This window comes from Lysinibacillus parviboronicapiens (genome assembly GCF_003049575.1).
Classification (GTDB): domain Bacteria; phylum Bacillota; class Bacilli; order Bacillales_A; family Planococcaceae; genus Lysinibacillus; species Lysinibacillus parviboronicapiens.
Genome location: NZ_PYWI01000019.1, coordinates 1 through 20962 on the forward strand (window position 1 = coordinate 1; position 20962 = coordinate 20962).

Here is a 20962-nt window from a genome sequence, read left to right on the forward strand (position 1 = left end):
CATTGAAGAAGGAAATTTCAGCACTCGCTGTTTTGATGACACAGCTCGGACCAGGGGTATTTTTTGTTGGCATGATAGGTGAAGATTCATCAGTGATAGGATTTAGTGTCACGGGGACAATTGTTAGCTTGGTAATCGGCATAAGAAAGCATCTCCTTCATTTGATACGTCTATCGTACCGGAGGTGCTTGAATGATTATATGCGTTATTTGATTACGGGCTTACCTTAAAATCACACTTTTTGAAACTCTATTGTTTCCAATGTATGGAGACGGCGGGTCTTGAAACGGAAAATATAAAAAGTGCTGAAATACCAGTGTTTACAATGGTTTTTCAGCACCTGTTTTAAAGCCTGACCCACAGTTTGACCCGAAATAAGAAAAAAACTAATTTTTTTGCTTACGGAGGCATTCTTTTTCCTTAACCTATCTTTAAAATTTGTTCACTTACAATATTATCTCGAAAGAAAAATTGGTCGAGTATAGTAATTTAACAGATAATAACATTAAGGAACTACAAACTAAGAAAACTCAGCTGTATGAAAAGCAAACGAACGTGAAAATGAAAATTACTTAATGTACAGTTAAAATGAGTTGTGAGACACACTCCACATGTATGGAGTGTATGTGGCAACACAATCACAAGGTATGCTCCATTCTATTTTCGAAATTCCCATTAAATTTGAAGTTATTTTATATTTGACTTTTCTTCAGAATAATCAAGGTCCTCCACCTTGTCAATTATTTTAGTAATGATTTTAGTGGGGAAATTTAGTGGTTCTTCCATGGAAAATTTTTTCAATTCTTCTGCATATACTATTAAGTTTCTGTTCACGTCCTCTATTGATTTCATTAATTCATCATAGTTTTTATATTTCTTTTGAATTTCTTGAGGGGATAAATCTTTATAATCTGGATTTTGTAATGCCGATTCATACCACTTTCTATATTTCCCATGCCATTCAGTTAAATGCGGTCGTAAACCTTGATTTAATACATTAAGGGATAAACTCACAATCTGTTGAGCATTATCATTCCCTTCGAGATCTTCAGATGATAATTCAAGTAAGTATCCTCTAGTAGATTTAAATAATTCATACCACGAATCATATATTTCAGTAATAATGTCGTTATCCGCATCAATTGGAATGGCTGCTTTTCTAGTACTTAATTCCACATACAATTTCCATGAAATATCTAATTCTTTTTGGGAGAGCTCTGCTTTACTAAATTCATATGTTCCCAATCCAAATGGAGCATTTATAGTAATATTCCCAGGTGAATAAGATTTATAAAAATGAATTAATAAACAAATAAAAAATAGCAACAAAAATACAAAACTAAGTATTAAATAAATAGTTTTATTCCTCCTTTTTTTCTTCTTTATTCCCCACGACATTATCAATTCCTCATTTTCAAGTTTAATTTTATATTACTTTTCATTTGAATTTAGAAATAAGCAGCTTTGCATATAACTATATTCTTAATTCTAACAAATTAGGATCCGCAAAGTTTTTTTCTGTAGCTCGCAGCAAATCATTTCATAGAAAGAGAATCACCTTTTAAAATTTTCATTATAAAATTTCTTAATCCTAGGTACTATATCTTTAGCAATCAAATTTAATTCTTCATTTGTATTTTTTATATATTTCAAATCAGAAATACTGTTCAATTCTTCGATTTCTACATCATCTGAAATTACTGGAATAATAAGAATATCTTTTTTATAATTATACCGATTTAAAAAATCTTTTAATTCTTTCTTACACCAATCCGATTCTATAAAGTCTTTTGTTATCCAAAAGACCACAGCCCCTGAACTTTTTATCCCTTTTTCGACTTCTTCAACTATAGATTCTCCATAGTCTATATTATATTTATCGAACCAAATTGGGAGTCCCTCCCCATTAAGATATGGGATTAATTCCTCAATTTCTTCTTTATTTTTAGATTGGTGACTTAAAAAAACAGGCATATCTCTACCTAGGGGACCCGAAAACTTATATCCTTGTTCCCTTAACTCTTTCTTCTCAACAAAGACAAAAAGGTGTGAAAATCTTATCTCTAAATCTCCACCATTCACGAAAGTAGAAGAATTAAATCTTCTATTTCCAAATTCACTAAATAGTTCATTGTGTGTTATATCCGGTCTATAAATTAAATCAGCATTTTGTAACATTGCAATCATTTCTGCAATATGCTGTTCTTCAGGACTGTCATAGCTTAAAACCAAATAAAATTCTAATGTATACGGATTATTATTAATAAAAGCCTGTACCATCTGAAGAGAATTGGCATTTTGTTTTTCCAAAATTTCTTTTAAAATCGGTATTAAATGGGATCTATTTCCGTAATCCCCTTCCCAAATAAAATCTCTATTCAATGTAATTAATTCCTCCTAAAATATAAGATTTTAGTGTACTAAATTCTATTTTCATTTATCGTTTTAATAAATATTTATTAGTTTTAATTTTGATGATTAATAGCCATCAATCCTTTTAATACTAAACTTATCATTTCTGTGGTATTAGTAGATTTAAATAGCTTTTTATTTTCCTCAATACTTAAACCATTGTTTAATCCTTCAATTCCTACATCATTAAAGAAGGAAATCAATTTTTCGTAATTTATTAATTCTAATTTATTTTGCTCTGCTAGTTCATTATATTGTGTATATAATTCTTTATATTTAACATTCATAAATTGATAATCCTCAGTGAGTTCTTCCGGTTTTCCCCCACTTATGGCATCTATAATAACTTTAGATGCCCCCCCCATAGAACCAACTAAATAAACAGGCTTTTTATGTAAAAATGCGAGATACGCTTCCTCAACTACTCCTGGCATTGTCCCTTTATAACCAATTAACTTTCCTCCTAATATAATCCTAGCATTAATATCATTATTCATTCTCTGACGCATTAAAGTAAGACTTCTGGACCAAACATATAAATCTTCTATAGTTTCTCCCTTATAAATTTTATCATGATTGCCTACTAAACCTTCTGGGGGTTCTACATTAATAAATCTAGCAACATCACTTAACTTAGCTAATAAATTAGTAGAAATTTGTGTATAAATCGGGTAAGAAACATAGTTTGTTATTTGATCAGAAGGCCTTTTATGTTCTTGTTGATAATTGGTCGCTAAATCGAATAAAATATTGGCAAAATTGAATTCAGTGTCATATTTAACATCTCCACCATAAGAAATTGAGGCACCACTAGCCAACAGATATCTGGTGAATTCTACAAGTGCATCTTGTAAATGAATATGTTCAAAACCTAACTCTTTAATGTTTCGACTTTCTGAAATAGAAATTCCCACATTAAGACCATCTAAAAATGACAATTCATGAATTTCATACTCACCTTTTTCCTTTAATAAAGGTATATAGGTTGGTGTATAAAATTGCATATCATCTGCAACCCCTGTAATTATATCTATTTCTTCTTCGCTAAGTGGAGGATCAGGATAAATTGTTAATTTATTTACACTACTATTCAATTTTATTAATGATAACAGTTCAGGAGGCTGGGAGATAATTTCAACTTGGTTAATATAGAATTTTTTTGTTAGATAAATTACAAACATTTGATGATATTTATATCTTAATGTTTCTTTCAATGTAATCAGAATTATTTTTTCATACATTATCTTATCTTCTAAATCTTTATTGAATCTTATTGTTTTTAGATTTCCTAAGTACGGAAAAATACGTTCTTCTCCTTCTTCATATAAATTAACAACAATTATTGGTCGATTATTTTTTTTTGCTAATAATATCTCTCTCCTACACCATTCTCTAGTAGAATATTTATCCGTGTGAATTACTAGTAAGACAGACGTTTGGATATTTAATTCTATTTCTTCTGGAAAATCATACCCAATAGCAATATCATTTGCATCAAAAAAAGTTTTAACGGGAGATTGACTCTGCATATAGTCACTTAGTTTTTTCGCAACAACCACACCATCTTCTTTTGCATGACTGATAAAAAGCTTTAATGGTGGGGGACTTTTTTGTTCATCAGTAGTTTCATGATTTATTCTATCAATATTGTAAAGTAATCTACATAATTCATGAGTAGTTCTACTTAATAGAAAATCCTCTTTTTTAGAATCAACATCATATAATCTAATAAAGTTTTTTGTAGGAAGCCTATTAGAAAGTTTAAAAGCATTATCAGAAATAGCTATAGGCAATATTATACTTTTGGCGTTAAATTTTTCTACTTGCATGAAAATTTCTTCTATGTATTTCTCCCATTGTTTATCAATAACCATATTATCATCCACTAATAATATAACTGCATTATATTCGGCATTAGTTAAATCAATATTTAATGGTGTTTGACCTGTTCTAAAGAAGACGGGTATTCCAATTCCGCGAGATAGTGGATTATTGATGTCATGATTATAATAAGAAAATATCGAATTAGCCAAATTTCTCCCGTTTTCAAAGGACGAATGCCAAGCAATAAAAATATTTAAAGGATTTATTATATCAGCCATTTATTACACCTCCTAATTTTTCCTATTTTTTCAAAAGCATAAGACCATTTCTTAAATTAGAATGGTCTTATACTTTACTAGCTATTTCGTTTTCTTCTTTCCCGAGAATTACGAACCAATTCCCCTTTAGAACGATTATTAAAAGCTTCTTCAATCTTAGAATCTAACTTAGTTGATAAATCTCTCCAGTTCATTGTTACTGCATACCCACTGTCAATATTATCTTGTAAACGTGCTGGTGTATCACCGGCTGTTGGTAAATAAATTCCTAACAGACCATTACGACTTCGACTGCCATAAGGTCTAAGGGAAGAATATATCTCCCAATCAACCCATTTTCTTTTAGAAGTTTCACTTCCAATTAAAACTATAGTTACTGTTGAATCTTTTAAATGATTAGTTCTAATTAGTGAAAGGATATAATCATTATCATCACTATCAACTTCTGCAGGAAGTGATCTATCAATAAGTGTATTATCCTTACCATATGCAGTTCTCAAGTAATCTGCTTTAGCCTGGTCATTCGCATGATGATAACTTACAAAAACTTTATGTGCCATGTATTTCCCTCCAAGTATTAAAATCAGAAAGTGAATCTAGGATGATACTATTATTATACCACCAATAAATTACAAATATATATATATATTTTATGTATTGTAAATTCCTTAAAGTTAGGATGATTTTAATAATAATATATTCCCTTAAACTGTTTCCCTAAGCAATAATGTTCATGTAAATAGTTAGAGTTCAAAGATGAAGTAAAAAATTTCACTTCGTTTTTTATTTTCACTTCCGATCGTTAAAACTCTGATGAAAAGTAATTTACAAAATCACGAAATAGTTAGTTTAGCCTATAATAATCTTAATATATTACAAGTAAGAGGTTAACGCTTAACCAACAACACATATATCTTTAGAGAATAAAACGAAACTTAGATGGGGAAGATGGTTTCAAACTACTTTTGTTTAGCACGCATCCAGTGTTGAAAAACTTTTGTTAAAAAGGCAACATTTCAAAAAACAATAATAGCTGTCTGGAAAGTGAACTTCTCCCATTCAAGTAGACAGTGGAAATAATTTAAATACGTTAAGCAGCCTAAGCATTGAATTCTAAAGGGCTTTGGCCGTTTAACCGTTTCTGGTAACGATCGTGATTATAAAAATGAATTTAGACATCTTATGTAAATAATACTTCTCACACTTATTTTTCATCTTTTGAATATTTACTTTTAGCCACAAAAATACACTCCATTAAATAAACAGATTTTATTTTTCATCTGTCTACCTAATGGGGAACATATCAGAAAGGCTATTTCATAATTACTAAATAATTGATTTTAACGAATAATTCCCTAAAGACTCATTAATAATAAAGTCTATTTCCTCATCACTTAAAGCATTATTTTCATTTGATCTTTGAGTATTTTTTATTCCTTGTCTAAATCTATTTATAGCATTCAAATCATCAATCGTATAATCTATAAGGTATTCTTTTAAACTCCTACCTTGAGACTCATGCTCCCAAATATCCTTTTTGTTAAGTTGTCCTCTACTATTAGCCTTATTAATATAGAGAGTAGTTCTTTCTATCTTATGAAAATCTTGCCTACTTCGGCTGACTATCTTTCCCCAATACTTTCCTGCATCATATAAGTACGAAGTCACTACATACCTTTTTGGTACAAGCACGACAGGAAAATCTCTCCCACCATGCCCTTTTATACTAGGCACGTATTCCGTAAATTCGTCCCATTGATGTGTATGGTGATTCCAATATTTTTTTGTTAACTCAAAATCTCTTTTTATATTATATTTCTCACTTTGTTGGACAGTATATTCAACTAATTTTTTCTTAATTAAACTTGCAATTAAATCGGACATTTTATCGCAACCAAATTTATCAATAAATACATGCAAGTCTTCTATACGACCAATTAAACCTTTTGAAATTAATTCTTTAATGTGAATATAGTTGAATATTTCAGCTAACTCTTCCTCACTATTGCCTGTACCTTGAGGAAACCCTTCAGTATATCCTAAAAACAATTCATTGGATTCACCAGAATATACCAAGTTACTCCTAGCTTCATCTATATTTTTTACTCCATATAAATCTAATACAGTATTGAAAAAGTCTAGAATAATACTGTCACATTCTGCTGAAAACGTATCTGTTTCAGCTTCAATACGAGTTGGGTCAATAAATAATTTATTATCCCAATCAACCCGAATATCTATAAAACTCAAATCTTTTTGTGATGAATTATTTAAACAAAAATACTTAGAAAATCTCATAATTCTACCCCCAATTTATTATAGGGCAGTAAACTGCCCTACGACTTAATCCCAAATACAATGGTCATTAACAACCGTTGCTGCACGTTCATGTGGTCCTATCCATATTCTACCGTATCGAGTATTTCTAAAATGGCCTCTCACCATGTGCGCACAACGAAAATGAGGTGTTATTTTACACATCACGATCACTCCCTTATAGATTTAATTAGGAGCATACTCTAAATATGTAGTTGAATTTATTTAAAAAGAAAACTAAAATTATAAATACAGTTATAAAAACAACCCTTAGAGTGATATACCTTAATTGATTGCCGTCAATCAAGATAAAATTGCTCCATTCATTGAAAGCTTAAATGTTTGCCGGCATTTAAGCTTTTAATGTTTTTCATCTTGATGTTTCTTCAAGACTTTAGCAGCTCCGCTTTTTTGTTTTTTTGAACTTTTTTTGCTGCTTAACGTTCTTCCGGCTTTTCCCACTTTCCCACCTGAATGTCTTTTCATCTCTGCACCCCCTCAAATTATCACTTTTTGTTATCTCCAATTAATAATGCTATTCCTACTACAGCAATTAATAAGATTCCAATAACAGCTTTTAATGCATAGAAAATTGTTGCAAAAGCTCCTGCAAATACTATGATTGATATTACAACATGTAATCCAATACTATATTCATAGTACGAATATTTAATAGACTCCCAAGTCACTTTTAACATTAATATTACTCCTGATAATTCTAGTGCTGCTCCCAGTAGTGTTAAAAACCAAAATATTGACAGTTCCTTAGCATTTTCACTAAAAATTATTTCAATTGCTCTTTGAACATTTTCAGCATGCACATTTGCAAAATACTGATTAGAAAAAAGTAAAATTAGCATTCCGGTAATTACCAAAACTATTGCCCCATATGATTTGTTGTTGATACTTATCTTACTCACCCCCTTTCATTTTCAAAAAAAAAATTGAAAACAGTATTTTAAAATTGGTTTCAATTTAAAAATTGAAACCTATAGAGATTTTTAAGGAAGTTTCCTTCCCTAAAAAATACTTTTATATACAAATTGTCTTCCACCCTCTATCAAAGGTTCCTCAACTCGTTTAACTAATCTTTGCTTGTAGAGTGAATTTAGATGTGTGCTAATTAAATTCGGTTGTTTGTTTAGTAAATCAGCTATATCTCTAGCAGTAGTCATTTTTAGTAAGTATACCTGGTCTAAAATTTTACTATGCGTGTCAGAAATATCACCGATAAAGTTCGCTTTTCCATTGGCGTCTTTTTCAACAATCGCTAATTTTGTGCCGTGTAAAGTTGTTTCAATATTATAAGCATGCTCATGATCCTGATTATTAAGATTGATAAAATAAAGATATTTATCTTTTTCATATTCACATAAATGCTTAATTACTTTACTAACCAATTCATCTACTCCAGAGCTATTTATAGCTTGAACATCCTTAAAATCATAGTAAAAAACTGTGTTGGTATCTGCATGTGAAATTATTTTAATAATTTCCTCTTTAATTGGTGCTACTTTTATTCTACTAATAAGGTACTTATTACTTATCAACTCCGGACAAAGTGATACCGCATTAATAATAATCACCCCTTTGATTTCAATTCTAGATTTGAAAACGTTAAATTAACCTTATTATACTTTTTAATTATTGTCAAGCTACTTCTATACAAAAATCGTAGTAAGTACCTGGATACGTTGATGTCGTTTTAAAAATATGAATATCTCGACTTAAAATATCGTATATATTATTACCTGTCTTCAATAACAGCCTAGTACTTTTAAAACTATCAGCAAAAGAATTTATTCGCATATTATTCAATCCCATACCACCGGAAGATTCTCTTGTACTTTCGTTTACCATAAAAGCCTTTCTTAAAATCTCGTGTTGAGCAACGAAGGAATTTTCCTTAGTTTTAAATTTTTGTATAATACCCACTCCATCATCGGCAATGCCTATACGAATTTTATTAGAAGTCTTATATAATTGAATTGTTACATACCCATTCCCCTCACTATGATGAAGAATGTTTGTACCTAGTTCCGTTGTAATGTTCATTATATTATTAGCAATTTTTTTCGATAAATTATTTTGAGTAAATATTTTAAAAATAGAGTCTGTCATACATTCAACATCCTCTTCTGTTTTTAATGGTAAAATTTCTAATAAAATTGAGCTTGTATCATTTCTATTCCTTAACTCGAATTCCTCTATATGATAATCTCTTAATATATTTGAAGGTAAATTTTTAAAAAAATTTAACCTTTCAAGATACGATACATTCTGGCAGCCGTTTAGATCTAAATGTACATCCATAAATTTATTTAAATTTTGTATAGCAAGTACCAAGCTTACCATTCCTAATGGAGTTATAAAAGTTAAGTTTGAAGCATTAATTTTTATTTTTTTATAATTTTTATCAATTGCTGCATATACTTGCTGATTGAAACTATCAATACTAGCAATTGAGCTTACTATATTCGGCAATAATATTTCCAAGCTTTTAGCCCCCCAAATGAGATAGTGATACCATCATAACAGTCAATAGTTCAATTCAACAAACATTAAGTAATGAAATTCAAAAAAATACAATTTTTGTGTTTTTATCTTGAAAAATTAATAAAAAAATCTCTAATCACTTTATGAATCGAATTCTGAATGCTCGCAATGAAATCCCCCCTGCTTTGAAATAGTTCTATCTTTAAGTGAAGTTTATGTATCGGTGATAATTAAAAAAAGGTAATTTAGAAAAAGGTGGATTGCTTTTTAACATTAGCAGTGGATACAAGATATTTCAATATATTGTAAGGCTGGTCATTTTACCCTACTCATAATCTGGTTTCTAATATGAGTAACCAATATTAGTGTCGATAAAACGTAACGAACCTTTATACTGGCGGTAGCCTCATATACAAGCCCTGTATTGATGTGACCACTAAATAGTATATAAAGATTTTTTCGTGTTGGTTACTTTTAATGGTTACCATTTTTCAATTTGATATAGTGATTTGAAGGTATTGTTAAATTAAATGAAAAATAAACTACTCTAATAAACAATAAATCCGAATTTTATTACCAGAAATCCACTTACATCTATTCAAATAGAATAAATCAACTGCTATCATATATAAAAATCCTTCTTTTGTTCATTTATTTTTATCTATCAAAAAATTTTATACGGTCTCTTGGACTGAAAACCACTTAATTTTTTTCCTTTTATTTAAAACTCAATTTTTATTGAAAGCCCCTAAAAATATCCTCTGCTCACTTTTGAGCATTTTTCTATATATTGAACAATTCAATTATTTTTTCTAGTTGGCATTTTACCCCACCAATCTTTGTAATATAGAGCAAAAAAGAACGCTGATTTTTTGCTCTAACAGAATCAACACAGCGTTTTATATAAAGAAAAAATCCAATTTCAGATCGTGCTGTTGCCTACCTCTGATTTGGTCTGGATCACATAGCTGTTGCTCGATACCAGTTGTTCCAAATACCTTATCTCAAAATTAGCTTGGAGATAAATATTAAATGGTGGTAGTACACCTAAAAATATAAGGGGCTAGCACTCTATGGGCAGGAGTGACGGAAATATTGCCAAGTGCATTAGCGACTACTTTTAAAAGTAGGTTACTTGTTACATTTAGTCATTGGATTTTTGTCTGCGGACATTGACCTCACTTCTTACCTTTTAGGTGAATCTTGCTTTAGAGCAAGCATAAGTGAGTTGCACCCGCTACTTTAGCGTTAAGCACGGATGCTTAAAGTTGTGCAAATGTATTACTTAACACTTTCATTATCTTTATGAAAATCAATAATTTATATAACACCATATAGACAGTATGGATTATAAGGTAGGAATGCTTGTTATTTCATGCTTTTCCAACACCCTTCTATATAAATTTCATAAAGATAGGCAAATTTCACTACATGGGCGGAGTCTGCCCTTTTTTATAAAGTTATGAAGAAAGGAATGCTTGTTATCGGAAATCGAGGATGGATTAAAACAGAAAGAGAGATTCGCCTGGCCATATCTACTAATAAAGATGTGAGCAATAAAGGAACCTATTTAAACTTGATACTCCAATTAAATAAAATTGCTAGACATGGAAAAGGAGTCAGTGTGAATAAAACACTACCTCAATACTACAATCATATGGACTTATTTTGCCGCTTCGTAGCGGACAACTATAATTTAAAAACACTTGCTAATATTCAAAATAAGCATCTTGTAGATTATGTAATCGAACGACAAAGCGAAGGCAAATCCGCTTCTACAATTAAAAATGATTTAGCAGCTATAAGATATTTTCATGACCAAATCCCGAATACCCGTTATCAATTGAGTAGCAATCAAACGTTAAGCGAAAATTATAACGAATTCCATTTAGAAAGAAGACGCTTTGGTCGAGTTGACCGTCGTCCTACTGAACTAGAATATCAAGCTTTAGTAACACTTGCACAACAATCTAGAACTCCTTCACTCGCACTCATTATTATGCTATGTCGTGAGCAAGGCTTACGTGTACATGAAGCGGTTAGATTAAGCCGTGCAGATGCTGAAAAAGCATTACGTGAAGGTTTTCTAACTGTTAAAGGAAAAGGGGGACTAATACGACAAATTCCCTTACAAGTACAATCTATTAGCGTTTTACAAGATGCAATGCAACAGGTCAATCGCGGAGAGAAACTTTTTGTACCGCCAGATCAAAAAGCACATCAAGTGATTCAACGTGCGCAAGATTTTATCAGGAATAGTCGCCATAAAATATTAGATCCATTCAATCCACGCCCAAGCGGTGTTGAAATTACAATGCATAGCTTTAGACATGCCTATGCAAAAGAGCAATATGAACTATTCATTGAGAAAGGCTATAACGAAGAGAATGCACGATTAGCAGTCTCTAAATTAATTGGTCATAACCGTGAAGATGTTACACGAATTTATTTAGCTGAATAAAATTTGTTGTGAGTACTCTATAAATATCATTTTACGTAGCTATAATGTTTAAAATATCAAAGGATGTGGTTAAAATACTAAATCAATATGAAGAAAATGAACAAATTGTAGAACTAAATAAAAAAATTATTTCGTTAGAACACTCATTAAAAACTGAAACTCAACGATTAAAAGAAGCAATTGGAGCATGGCGACGTAAAGTTGAGGGAAATGGATTACGTAAGCATTCAATAAGAGAAGGCTACAATGCTGAAAGAGGAACACATTATAAAGTATTTATCTTAGATTTACCAGGGGATTTAGAAATTGAATTTGTTCTAGAAATTATAAAAGACGAAATGTTAACAGACTTATATCCTTTTACTTTTCGAAAAGTAGACTTTTCGCGCCGCTATAAAGGCTGGCTACTAGAAGTAGAAAGAACTTTAAACAAATCAATGCAGGTAGAAACAGAACTTTTAATGAAATACTATAGTCAAAATTAAATATTCATTCAGAAGCATTATATAAATAGAACCTAATTATACAAAACATAAAGAGAGGAAATTCTCTCCCTCTCTTCTCACCTTACAATGCTCATCATCTTCTTTAGTAATATCAATCTCAACTGTTTCTGGTTTCATATTTAATCCAAGTGAATTTGAAAATTCCGCACATACAATGCTTATGATAAAAAAGAATTTATAAACTCTCTATTTCTTTCAATATACTCCATTTTCTTAATAGTTTCTCTCTCTATTTCTTTATATACAAAGAAAAGTTCTTTTTCTAAATTACTTTTGTGTTCTTGTTCAATAAAAATTTCGTTTCTCAAATCTAAAAGCAGTTTACTTAAATTTGCTGTACATATTCTTTCCCCTATATCTGATTCACGGTTACTTAAAAACCTATTAAATATGCTTTTCTTTGCTTTTTTAATAACCTCTTTAAATTCTTTTATTTGCAAATTATAGTCATTTTTCAACAACATAATATTAAAATCACTTTCAAGATAAAGTAATTTCCTCGCACATTTATTTAATTCATCGTTTATCTCAACAACTTTCTTTTGCAATGTATATAAAGAATTCTCTATTTTAAAAATTTCTTCCTGATTTTCAATCCAAGACACTATTCTTATTTCAAATATCTTAATTTTCTTATATAATGCTTGAACCTCTTCTTTTGTTTGTATATTTCCTATTTCACATGTAATAAGGTAACTAATATATTGTTCTAACTTTTTTATGCTATTCTTCGTTAAATTAATTTCTTTTTGAGAATCATCAGTGCTTTCATATAACAAAAGCTTAACATTATTCATATTTTTTCCTTGTCTCTTTAAAAATTGTTGTACTAAATACAATTTATAAATACTTATATAATCAAAATTATAATTTCGCCCCATTCTTTGATCATCAAGATATTTAAATTTACATAACTTTGTAATGTAATAAAGTAAACTACTATCATTTATTTTAAGAATCTTCGAGACTTCTACAAATGTATACAGTTGTTTAACACTTAAAGTTTTTAAAAACTCCGGAAAAAGCACTTCTTCTTGATCACTATACTTTTTTAAAGCATTATAAATTTTATCTTTGGAAAATAATGTTTTTATTTTTCCGATTTCTATGTTGTCTTTATTCAACTGCGTCACCCCTTACAATACAAGGATTTCAATATTGAATTTACAATTATAGAAAAAGCAGTTTTTTAGAAGTAATTTTGAACCCCAAAAACAGCAACATTAAATGCTATAAATTAAAAAGTTATATGTGTTATAGTTCCTTTTCCACGAATATAAATTTCACGATGCCTTGCTTCATTAATAGCTTTATTTACTATTGATTCATATTGTTTAGTAGGTTCACCCTCATATTCTAAATTTATCCCCACGTAAGGAACGCGATAGCCTTTTGCTTCGACTAATGTCCTTAGTTCTTTAAACAATTCAGATGTAATATCTTCATGTGCTAAATTTCGAGTAGCTTCTTCATCCTCTAAACTCTCTACAATTTTGTATACATCCATCGTGAGTTGACCTTTAAAAAGTGCTTTCATCGTTTATCGATCCCCCCGGTATCTTTTCTCTGAGTACAATCCCATCTAAAAAGCCTTGCTTGTATATATCTTGAAATAATAAGTGCTGATAATTAAGAATTGATATCTGTATCGACTCAGAAATCTCTTTAACTTCTATTTCACTTATGCCTGAAAGAGTTTTGGATAATTTCTGTTTAACATCTTTAACCATTTCATTTTGGTGATTCCTAAAAACTTTGTTATGATAAAGCACATCAATCCTTTCATCTATTAATAAAATAAGTGCTGATTCAAAGTTTCCGATAACGTTCAACCCCCTTATTTACCCATTATGTATATTTACATTTTAAGTATAATTTATTTTCTATTGATTGTAAAATACAATAACTGTACGATTAATTAAACGATATAAGTGGAGTTGAAATAACATTTATGAATAACTTGCAAATAGGACAGTTAATACGTTCGTTACGCAAAGAAAATAATTTAAGTATGAGCGATTTTGCTCAAAAATTAGATATTTCTCAAGCATCTATTTCACGAATAGAGAGCGGTATTCAGGAAGCGAATTATGCACTGTTAAGTGAAATTTGCGAACAATTTGGGCTAACGCTTAGCTCATTCTTTTTATTAATGGAAAACAAAGTTGATACAACTATTAAGATTCCACAAGATCAATCTCTACAAAGTGAAAATATAGATGACGAATTATTTAATATAATTAAAAATTTATCAGAGGAACAAAAAAAGGGATTATATGTACTGTTACTTCCCTATATCAGATAATTTCCCATAAGAAAAACCTTAGTTTCTCGTATTTAAACGAAAACTAAGGTTTTTTAAATGCTCTTTAGATGAATATTATATATTTGTATTAATATTTATATCTCATTGTATTTAGTATTTTTTCCAGCAAACTTTTCAACAGGATATTTCCTATTATTTTTTTGAAGTTTATTATTTATTATATTTATTAAGTCCATATCCGTCTCATTCGCAAACAATATCGCATAAATCAAAACATCCGCTAGCTCCTCCTTCATCTTATCTAAGTTCTTTTCAACCGCTTCCTCACTCGTTTTCCATTGAAATAGTTCTAATAATTCACTTGCTTCTAGTGATAAGGAGAGCGCTAGATCCTTAGGATTATGGAATTGCTGCCAGTTACGTTGGTCTCGAAATTGCAAAAAATATTTTCACAGAGTTGCTCTAACTCACTCATGCTATTCACCTACTTTTTGATATTCTAAAAGTTTATTGCGCAGTGCTTCATCACTTGCATAAATGAACAGACCCTTAATTCCGCGCTTCATCAAGATATTGATTGAGTTTAGGACGATTTTTTCCTTTGCTTCATTTACATTTTCAATTCCGTCCATACCTGTATACGCACCTTTATCCATATACTTACTCGTATCAATGATGATTCCATCTTGAGTAGCGTCATATTGAACAGATGGCCCAAGTACGACCCCAACATAATTTAAATCAAAGCCTTGTATCGTATAAATTGAACCAGCTTCATGAACAGTTTCTGCTTTTTCAGCCCATGTATATTTTGTACTTGTTGTATTCCATGGGAGTTGATACTCACCATTTGATTCCTTCACGGAGTATGTCCCACCGTCTTTTTTATGTATGTAATCAAACGTTGATACAACACGACTTAAACCGTGCTTTGTATTTTTTGCTTTAATTTCATCATGCATGTCTTTCATCGATTCAAACACTTTAAATTCATAGTTATTATCTTTAGGAAGCGGCATTAATTTTTTATGTTTAAACTCGTTAATCCAATTGATTACGTCATCATTCGCCTGCATACGGAATTGGTTTGTTAACTGGTATTCTTCGTGAAAAGTGCTTAATTTTTTGAGCTCTTCTAATGTTGCAGCTCCCCATAAGCTCTTCAGTTTCAGCACTTGGTATTGATCATAAATGATGACAACTACCTTCGCTAGCTTTAACAACTCCTCTAAATGATTACTTCCATGGAAGTTATTGTAAGTATCTGATTTTGTTAACAGTAAATGCGCTTCATCAACGAAAATAATATCAGCCTTTTTTTCCTCTTTTTGCAACGTATTAATCAGAGATGTAGGCTTTGCAAAGTTTTTCCCTTTTAAATGCTTCACCTGTTTAGCTATATTTTTATATGTTTTAAACATTTCCTCATGGTTCACGGCTAAATAATTTTCTGTACGATATAAGTTTGAAGATGCTTCTTCTGCTCTTTCTTGAATGGTGTTGAAAATAGAACTTAAGACAACGCTTTTACCAACGCCCGCTTCACCTTCAATGACTAATAGACTTCCATACTCACTAGAGCTTTGAGTTACTTGTCTCTCACAAAATTCAAGTACTTTATCTTTTAACTCAAGTTGTTCTAAAGATAACTCTTTGAATGGAGATAATTTATAAATATCTTTGTTTTCAATCACATGCAGCTCATTGTCGACAAGCTTTTCTTCATATAGCTTTTGCCAAAGTTCTTTAAACAGTTGTTGATCATAGTAAGACTTGTTGTAGTAGTTGTGGGAAAAATCGCTAGCCGTTTTACTTTTATTTTGAAGCGTATATTTCTCATCACCTAGAAAGTAGTTAATCAACTTTGTCTCTAGATGAAACGTTGCTGAACGATTAAACTGTTCATGCTTAATCAAATTTACTTGGTTAATATTTTTACGTGATTTTAAATGAGCTTTCATACGATTTTTAAAATAAACAGTTTCCCCAATATAAGCTTCTTTTTTGCCATTTAAAACATAAATGACTGGATAATTTAAATACTGTTCTTTGTTGTTGATTTGATTGATACTTTCTTGTACAAATGGCCATGATAGAATTTCAATAGCTGTCATTTCTTTACTCCTTATCACTTTGTAAAACAATTTCTTCATTATATTTTTTAATACATTCTAAAAAATCCTACTTTGAACTGTAAAAGTTGTAGATACATTGCAATGACTAATAAAATTAAACCCTATAAAAATAATCAATTCTTTTCATCAACTTTGAGAAACTAATAATTTCGTTATAGCTTTTATCTTTTATTCCTGCTTTTGGCATCCACCAATACAGAACCTTAGTTTCCATATTTAAAGGGAAACTAAGGTTTTTAAACAGCTGTATTTCACCTGTTAACTAAATCTAAGCCTGTTTGTTGTTGCACTCCTAATTACCTGCTTTTTTCATAATTTTTACATTCCGTATTTCTTTTTTAGTATACTTACTATTATATAGAAAAAATGCGATTAATCGAATAATAATTAGAAAGTGAATGATGCAATATGGATATGGACCAATTCGAGCATTTATTAACTTTAGATGAAAGTGAAATTTTGGATTTTAAGAAGACGTTTTATGTAAAAGAGCGTTATGTAGACCTACTTACAGATGTAATTGCTTTTGCGAATGCTCACAGTAAAAATTCTAAATATATTGTCTGTGGTGTTAAAGAGGAGAAGGGTGTTAAGGATTTGGTTGGACTAGACTCATTCACAGATCAGTCTATAATTGAACAACTAATTTTCGAAAACATAGAACCTTTCTTATCCTTCAAGTTGCATGCTATTTCCTATCAAGAAAAGCGATTTCATGTAATAGAAATCAGACCTGAAAAACGGCCTTATCTTTTAAAGAAACAATATGGCACTTTAAATAAAGGCTTCATGAAAATCAGACGCAGTGCTACAAACGATTTCACCACCCGCGCGGATTTAGATAAAATGTACAACGAGGGACAAGTGAAGTTACAGGTTTCAGATGGCTTCTTATATGCAACAAAACCTGAATTAGGCTGCGCTGAGTTAAAATGTAGATTAAGTAACCACACTGATAAAACAACAACAATCGTATGGGGCTGTTTAGAGATATACGAAGGTGAAACTAAACTAACTGAGCATAGATTATACGGGATAAAAGACAACCACGAAGGCGCAGACTTCCAACTAAAATTAACGCCTAAAGATGAAATTGTAACTGACTTTCATTTTGGCTTCACCTCATCACAATGCTTTCCATTAGCAGTTGATGAAGATGGAGTTACCCAAAAAACACTTACATATAAAGTAATATTAATCGATGTTGATGATAACGAGTATACTGCCATCTATCACAAAGGATTTTTACTTGTTAAGGGAGAATTTCTTTGGAAAGTGAAGTTAAAAAATAAATAGAAATTTAATGCGGGGGATTTAAAATGGGAGACATAAAGTTTTACAAAATCGACAACGATAATATTCAAGAGCTACAAGGAAAATCTATTGCTTTAGAAAAATCGTTACAGAGTTTAATCGAGGGTAACCTTGATACATTTTTAGGGATTCGCTTTTTAGCTTCAGAATATTCAACTGGGAAAAAACATGGTGGGCGTATAGATACATTAGGAATCGATGAAAATCACTCTCCTGTTATTATCGAATATAAGCGATCTATGAATGAAAACGTTATGAACCAAGGTTTGTATTATTTAGACTGGCTACTAGACCATAAAGCTGAATTTCAATTACTCGTTTTAAATAAATTTGGCCAAGATTTCGCAAACAAAATTGATTGGAGCAGTCCACGTTTACTATGTATCGCTGGTAGTTTCACAAAATACGACGAGCATGCTGTTCAGCAGATCAACCGCAATATCGAACTTTACCAATATAAGCATTACGATGAAGGGTTCTTAATGTTAGATTTAGTAAATGCAACGATGGCACAAACTGTACTTACAGAAATGTCTGCTAATATTTCTTCAACAGATAAGCCTAAAGCATGGAAAACGATTGCAGTTTATATGGCCCAAGCAGATACAGAGCTCATTAATCGATACGAGGCACTCAAAGCATTCTTATTCGCTTTAAGTGATGATGTACAAGAAAGCATTTTAAAGTATTACATTGCCTTTAAACGTATTAAAAACTTCGCATGTGTTGAATTACGTACACAAAATAATATCCTCCTTGTATACGTAAAAGTAGATCCAACGACAATAGAATTAGAACCCGGTTTTACTCGAGACGTTCGAAACATCGGTCACTACGGCACAGGTGATTTAGAAATCCAAATTAAAAATGATACTGACTTTGAAAAAGCGAAGGAATTGATCGTTAAATCTTTTGAGGTTAGTTGATATTATTTAATGGGATCGATAAATATATAAAAGCACACCAACTATCAGTTTGGTGTGCTTTACTGTTCCATTGTAAAAAATAAAATGAAGATTTTTTAACCATAAATGAAAATGACCCCCTAATTCAAACTGTTGGCGTATTTTAATAGGAGGCCATTCGATAAATATTCAGTTCTGTTAAAACTAGGTTAGATAAAGTGTAGCATATTGTCTTTTAATTCTCCACTCCCAGAAAAGAAGAAAAAAATTAAAATTACTCTTAAAATATTTAAATTCGTGGGCTATATTGTTTTATACCAAAAGCAAAGGAGCCATTAAAATGACAGAACGAGCATTAAAACTATATCTAGAAGAATTGAAAATTGAAATAATTACAGCTATTACTGAGCAAATATCCAAACCTAATAAACAGTTACTCACAGTTAGGGAGGCCGCAGAATATTTAGGAGTATCATATAATACATTTCAAAAATTTAGGTACGAGGGATTAAAAATATTTGAAGTGGACGGCATTAAACGAATTTATAAACATGAGTTAGACAAATTTATTGAAGATAATTGCTATTAATGGAGGGTATATAAATGGCCAAAATTAAAGCAATAAAACCATATAAATTAGCAGCTGGTGAAACCCGCTATAAATTCAAAATTTATTTAGGAACTAATCCTATTACAGGTAAACGAATTGAAACTACTCGTCGTGGATTTAAAACAATTACTGCCGCTACTAACGAATATTTACGTCTTAAAATAAAATTTAAAGATGGATATCGCCCAGAGAAAAAGACATATAGTGATATTTATAATGAATGGTTATCAATTTATCAAAAATCAGTTAAATCTTCGACCCTTCATAAAACAAAGCAACTTTTTCACGATCATATTCTTCCATGTTTAGGCCACGTTAAAATACAATCAATTACTTACAAACATTGCGAGAACGCAGCATTCATTTGGTATGATCAATTAAAAAAACACAAAACAGTCGAACATTATGCAGCCAAAGTATTTGATTATGCGAGGAAATTAGGTGTTATTGAACGAAATCCCATGAAGGATGTAACGACACCCATTAAAAAGCAAAAGGAATCCTCCAAAGACTACTATAGCCGTGAAGAACTAATAGAGTTTTTAGAAGCTACTAAAAATGAAGATATAAAAAAGTATGCTTATTTACGGCTGCTATGCTATACAGGTATTAGGCGAGGAGAAGGTTTTTCCTTACAATGGAGTGACATCAATTTTTATAAGAAGGAAATTACAATTAACAAAGCTGTCACCTATGATGAAAATGGGAAATTAATTATTTCAACTACTAAAACATCTGATCATAGACTATTAAAGATTGATGATCGCACACTTACAATTTTAAATGAATGGAAGCAAATTCAATCTGATTTGCATTGTAATATAAGTACTGATAACCTTGTATTTTCTAATAAACAAAATAATATTTCTTATCCTTCAAAAGCGTGGGACTGGTGCAATAAAATTCAAGAAAAATATAAACTTAAAAAGATTTCACCTCACGACCTAAGACGTACACATGCAACAATGTACTATATGAGTGGCGCAACACATTATGAAATTAAGAAAAGGTTAGGTCATAGCTTTAAAGATATTACTTCAGATGTTTATATTATCGAAACGGATGAAATCAAGAATAATGCGTTTGAAAACTATATTCGATATATGAATTACTAGAACAAGTTTATTTGTAAGCCCGTAATCAAACCAACGCATAAAAATGAGCAGTGTCCCTAGGTACGTATCAATTTGAAGGAGGTGCTTTTCTTACATCCCTAATGCATGGAATATCATTTTCATCGCAGATAGAATAAAAGTGGTATTCTATGCAACTCACCCTTTTTGTTGCGTCTGTACTACTTATTCACTTTAACAGCCCCTAAAATCGGCAAAAAACTCCTATGAATCGCACAGGAGTTTTATGCATAAAAATTTCGAAAATTCATATTTTCATATTGACAAAACACAAATAGCCATCTTATAATATATTATAAGATGGAG

At 30.7% G+C, this 20962-nt stretch carries 21 protein-coding genes; 7 read left to right on the forward strand and 14 right to left on the reverse strand.

Annotation, left to right across the window (positions count from 1 at the left end):
* Positions 1-687 precede the first annotated feature (687 nt).
* The 9 genes from C9J35_RS15620 to C9J35_RS15655 all read right to left on the reverse strand — a co-directional run bounded on the left by C9J35_RS15620 (position 688) and on the right by C9J35_RS15655 (position 9326).
* Positions 688-1398 (reverse strand): hypothetical protein, encoded by a 711-nt coding sequence (locus tag C9J35_RS15620; protein WP_107925226.1) that lies wholly within the window; start codon positions 1396-1398, stop codon positions 688-690.
* Positions 1399-1554: 156 nt separating this feature from the next.
* The gene (locus C9J35_RS15625; RefSeq protein WP_107925227.1) at positions 1555-2382 is read right to left on the reverse strand and encodes a toll/interleukin-1 receptor domain-containing protein; all 828 of its coding nucleotides are present in this window, start codon (positions 2380-2382) and stop codon (positions 1555-1557) included.
* An 83-nt stretch (positions 2383-2465) separates the two neighbouring features.
* A complete protein-coding gene (locus C9J35_RS15630; RefSeq protein WP_107925228.1) occupies positions 2466-4514 on the reverse strand; it encodes a TIR domain-containing protein in 2049 nt (682 codons plus the stop codon).
* A gap of 77 nt (positions 4515-4591) precedes the next feature.
* Positions 4592-5074, reverse strand: a complete 483-nt coding sequence (locus tag C9J35_RS15635) for a TIR domain-containing protein (RefSeq protein ID WP_054767999.1) — start codon at positions 5072-5074, stop codon at positions 4592-4594.
* Positions 5075-5840: 766 nt separating this feature from the next.
* The gene (locus C9J35_RS15640) at positions 5841-6812 is read right to left on the reverse strand and encodes a DUF8370 family protein (protein WP_107925229.1); all 972 of its coding nucleotides are present in this window, start codon (positions 6810-6812) and stop codon (positions 5841-5843) included.
* Positions 6813-7190: 378 nt separating this feature from the next.
* A complete protein-coding gene (locus tag C9J35_RS24580) occupies positions 7191-7316 on the reverse strand; it encodes a hypothetical protein (protein WP_255250348.1) in 126 nt (41 codons plus the stop codon).
* 20 nt (positions 7317-7336) lie between these two features.
* Positions 7337-7705 carry a hypothetical protein gene (locus C9J35_RS15645; protein WP_107925230.1) on the reverse strand — a complete coding sequence of 123 codons (369 nt, stop codon included), beginning with the start codon at positions 7703-7705 and terminating at the stop codon, positions 7337-7339.
* 144 nt (positions 7706-7849) lie between these two features.
* Positions 7850-8416, reverse strand: coding sequence for an ArsR family transcriptional regulator (locus tag C9J35_RS15650; protein WP_153062965.1), 567 nt, complete (start codon positions 8414-8416; stop codon positions 7850-7852).
* 64 nt (positions 8417-8480) lie between these two features.
* Positions 8481-9326, reverse strand: coding sequence for an ATP-binding protein (locus C9J35_RS15655; RefSeq protein ID WP_107925232.1), 846 nt, complete (start codon positions 9324-9326; stop codon positions 8481-8483).
* Between the two features lie 1474 nt (positions 9327-10800).
* Here C9J35_RS15655 and C9J35_RS15660 point away from each other — a divergent pair.
* Together C9J35_RS15660 and C9J35_RS15665 are read left to right on the forward strand one after the other, a co-directional pair.
* Positions 10801-11787 carry a tyrosine-type recombinase/integrase gene (locus tag C9J35_RS15660; RefSeq protein ID WP_054767992.1) on the forward strand — a complete coding sequence of 329 codons (987 nt, stop codon included), beginning with the start codon at positions 10801-10803 and terminating at the stop codon, positions 11785-11787.
* Between the two features lie 44 nt (positions 11788-11831).
* Positions 11832-12272 (forward strand): hypothetical protein, encoded by a 441-nt coding sequence (locus tag C9J35_RS15665; protein ID WP_107925234.1) that lies wholly within the window; start codon positions 11832-11834, stop codon positions 12270-12272.
* Between the two features lie 179 nt (positions 12273-12451).
* On the opposite strand, the gene C9J35_RS15670 is transcribed toward C9J35_RS15665, so the two are convergent.
* The 3 genes from C9J35_RS15670 to C9J35_RS15680 form a co-directional block, all read right to left on the reverse strand.
* Complete coding sequence (locus C9J35_RS15670; protein ID WP_107925235.1) at positions 12452-13417, reverse strand: hypothetical protein; 966 nt, start codon at positions 13415-13417, stop codon at positions 12452-12454.
* A 113-nt stretch (positions 13418-13530) separates the two neighbouring features.
* Positions 13531-13830 (reverse strand): hypothetical protein, encoded by a 300-nt coding sequence (locus C9J35_RS15675; RefSeq protein WP_054767988.1) that lies wholly within the window; start codon positions 13828-13830, stop codon positions 13531-13533.
* Positions 13814-14125 (reverse strand): hypothetical protein, encoded by a 312-nt coding sequence (locus tag C9J35_RS15680; protein ID WP_054767987.1) that lies wholly within the window; start codon positions 14123-14125, stop codon positions 13814-13816. The genes C9J35_RS15675 and C9J35_RS15680 overlap by 17 nt, the downstream gene beginning before the upstream one ends.
* A 119-nt stretch (positions 14126-14244) precedes the next feature.
* On the opposite strand from C9J35_RS15680, the gene C9J35_RS15685 reads away from it, so the two are divergent.
* Positions 14245-14598 (forward strand): helix-turn-helix domain-containing protein, encoded by a 354-nt coding sequence (locus C9J35_RS15685; protein WP_054767986.1) that lies wholly within the window; start codon positions 14245-14247, stop codon positions 14596-14598.
* A gap of 95 nt (positions 14599-14693) precedes the next feature.
* On the opposite strand, the gene C9J35_RS15690 is transcribed toward C9J35_RS15685, so the two are convergent.
* Together C9J35_RS15690 and C9J35_RS15695 are read right to left on the reverse strand one after the other, a co-directional pair.
* The gene (locus C9J35_RS15690; protein ID WP_107925236.1) at positions 14694-14999 is read right to left on the reverse strand and encodes a nucleotide pyrophosphohydrolase; all 306 of its coding nucleotides are present in this window, start codon (positions 14997-14999) and stop codon (positions 14694-14696) included.
* A gap of 36 nt (positions 15000-15035) precedes the next feature.
* Positions 15036-16673, reverse strand: a complete 1638-nt coding sequence (locus tag C9J35_RS15695; RefSeq protein ID WP_107925237.1) for a DUF2075 domain-containing protein — start codon at positions 16671-16673, stop codon at positions 15036-15038.
* Between the two features lie 480 nt (positions 16674-17153).
* Here C9J35_RS15695 and C9J35_RS15700 point away from each other — a divergent pair, with 480 nt between their 5' ends.
* From C9J35_RS15700 to C9J35_RS15715, 4 genes are all read left to right on the forward strand, one after another.
* On the forward strand, positions 17154-17990 hold the full coding sequence (locus tag C9J35_RS15700; RefSeq protein WP_167395990.1) for an AlbA family DNA-binding domain-containing protein: 837 nt from the start codon (positions 17154-17156) through the stop codon (positions 17988-17990).
* Between the two features lie 23 nt (positions 17991-18013).
* Positions 18014-18934, forward strand: coding sequence for a DUF5655 domain-containing protein (locus C9J35_RS15705; RefSeq protein WP_107925239.1), 921 nt, complete (start codon positions 18014-18016; stop codon positions 18932-18934).
* 319 nt (positions 18935-19253) lie between these two features.
* On the forward strand, positions 19254-19502 hold the full coding sequence (locus C9J35_RS15710) for a helix-turn-helix domain-containing protein (RefSeq protein ID WP_054767984.1): 249 nt from the start codon (positions 19254-19256) through the stop codon (positions 19500-19502).
* Positions 19503-19516: 14 nt separating this feature from the next.
* Positions 19517-20638, forward strand: coding sequence for a tyrosine-type recombinase/integrase (locus C9J35_RS15715; protein ID WP_107925240.1), 1122 nt, complete (start codon positions 19517-19519; stop codon positions 20636-20638).
* Positions 20639-20962: the final 324 nt, after the last annotated feature.

Excerpts from the sequence above, each read along its gene's own strand:
- C9J35_RS15620 (WP_107925226.1), bottom strand. The coding sequence starts at position 1,398 with ATGTCGTGGGGAATAAAGAAGAAAAAAAGGAGGAATAAAACTATTTAT.
- C9J35_RS15630 (WP_107925228.1), bottom strand. The coding sequence starts at position 4,514 with ATGGCTGATATAATAAATCCTTTAAATATTTTTATTGCTTGGCATTCG.
- C9J35_RS15635 (WP_054767999.1), bottom strand. The coding sequence starts at position 5,074 with ATGGCACATAAAGTTTTTGTAAGTTATCATCATGCGAATGACCAGGCT.
- C9J35_RS15640 (WP_107925229.1), bottom strand. The coding sequence starts at position 6,812 with ATGAGATTTTCTAAGTATTTTTGTTTAAATAATTCATCACAAAAAGAT.
- C9J35_RS24580 (WP_255250348.1), bottom strand. The coding sequence starts at position 7,316 with ATGAAAAGACATTCAGGTGGGAAAGTGGGAAAAGCCGGAAGAACGTTA.
- C9J35_RS15660 (WP_054767992.1), top strand. The coding sequence starts at position 10,801 with ATGCTTGTTATCGGAAATCGAGGATGGATTAAAACAGAAAGAGAGATT.
- C9J35_RS15665 (WP_107925234.1), top strand. The coding sequence starts at position 11,832 with ATGTTTAAAATATCAAAGGATGTGGTTAAAATACTAAATCAATATGAA.
- C9J35_RS15675 (WP_054767988.1), bottom strand. The coding sequence starts at position 13,830 with ATGAAAGCACTTTTTAAAGGTCAACTCACGATGGATGTATACAAAATT.
- C9J35_RS15685 (WP_054767986.1), top strand. The coding sequence starts at position 14,245 with ATGAATAACTTGCAAATAGGACAGTTAATACGTTCGTTACGCAAAGAA.
- C9J35_RS15695 (WP_107925237.1), bottom strand. The coding sequence starts at position 16,673 with ATGACAGCTATTGAAATTCTATCATGGCCATTTGTACAAGAAAGTATC.
- C9J35_RS15705 (WP_107925239.1), top strand. The coding sequence starts at position 18,014 with ATGGGAGACATAAAGTTTTACAAAATCGACAACGATAATATTCAAGAG.
- C9J35_RS15710 (WP_054767984.1), top strand. The coding sequence starts at position 19,254 with ATGACAGAACGAGCATTAAAACTATATCTAGAAGAATTGAAAATTGAA.
- C9J35_RS15715 (WP_107925240.1), top strand. The coding sequence starts at position 19,517 with ATGGCCAAAATTAAAGCAATAAAACCATATAAATTAGCAGCTGGTGAA.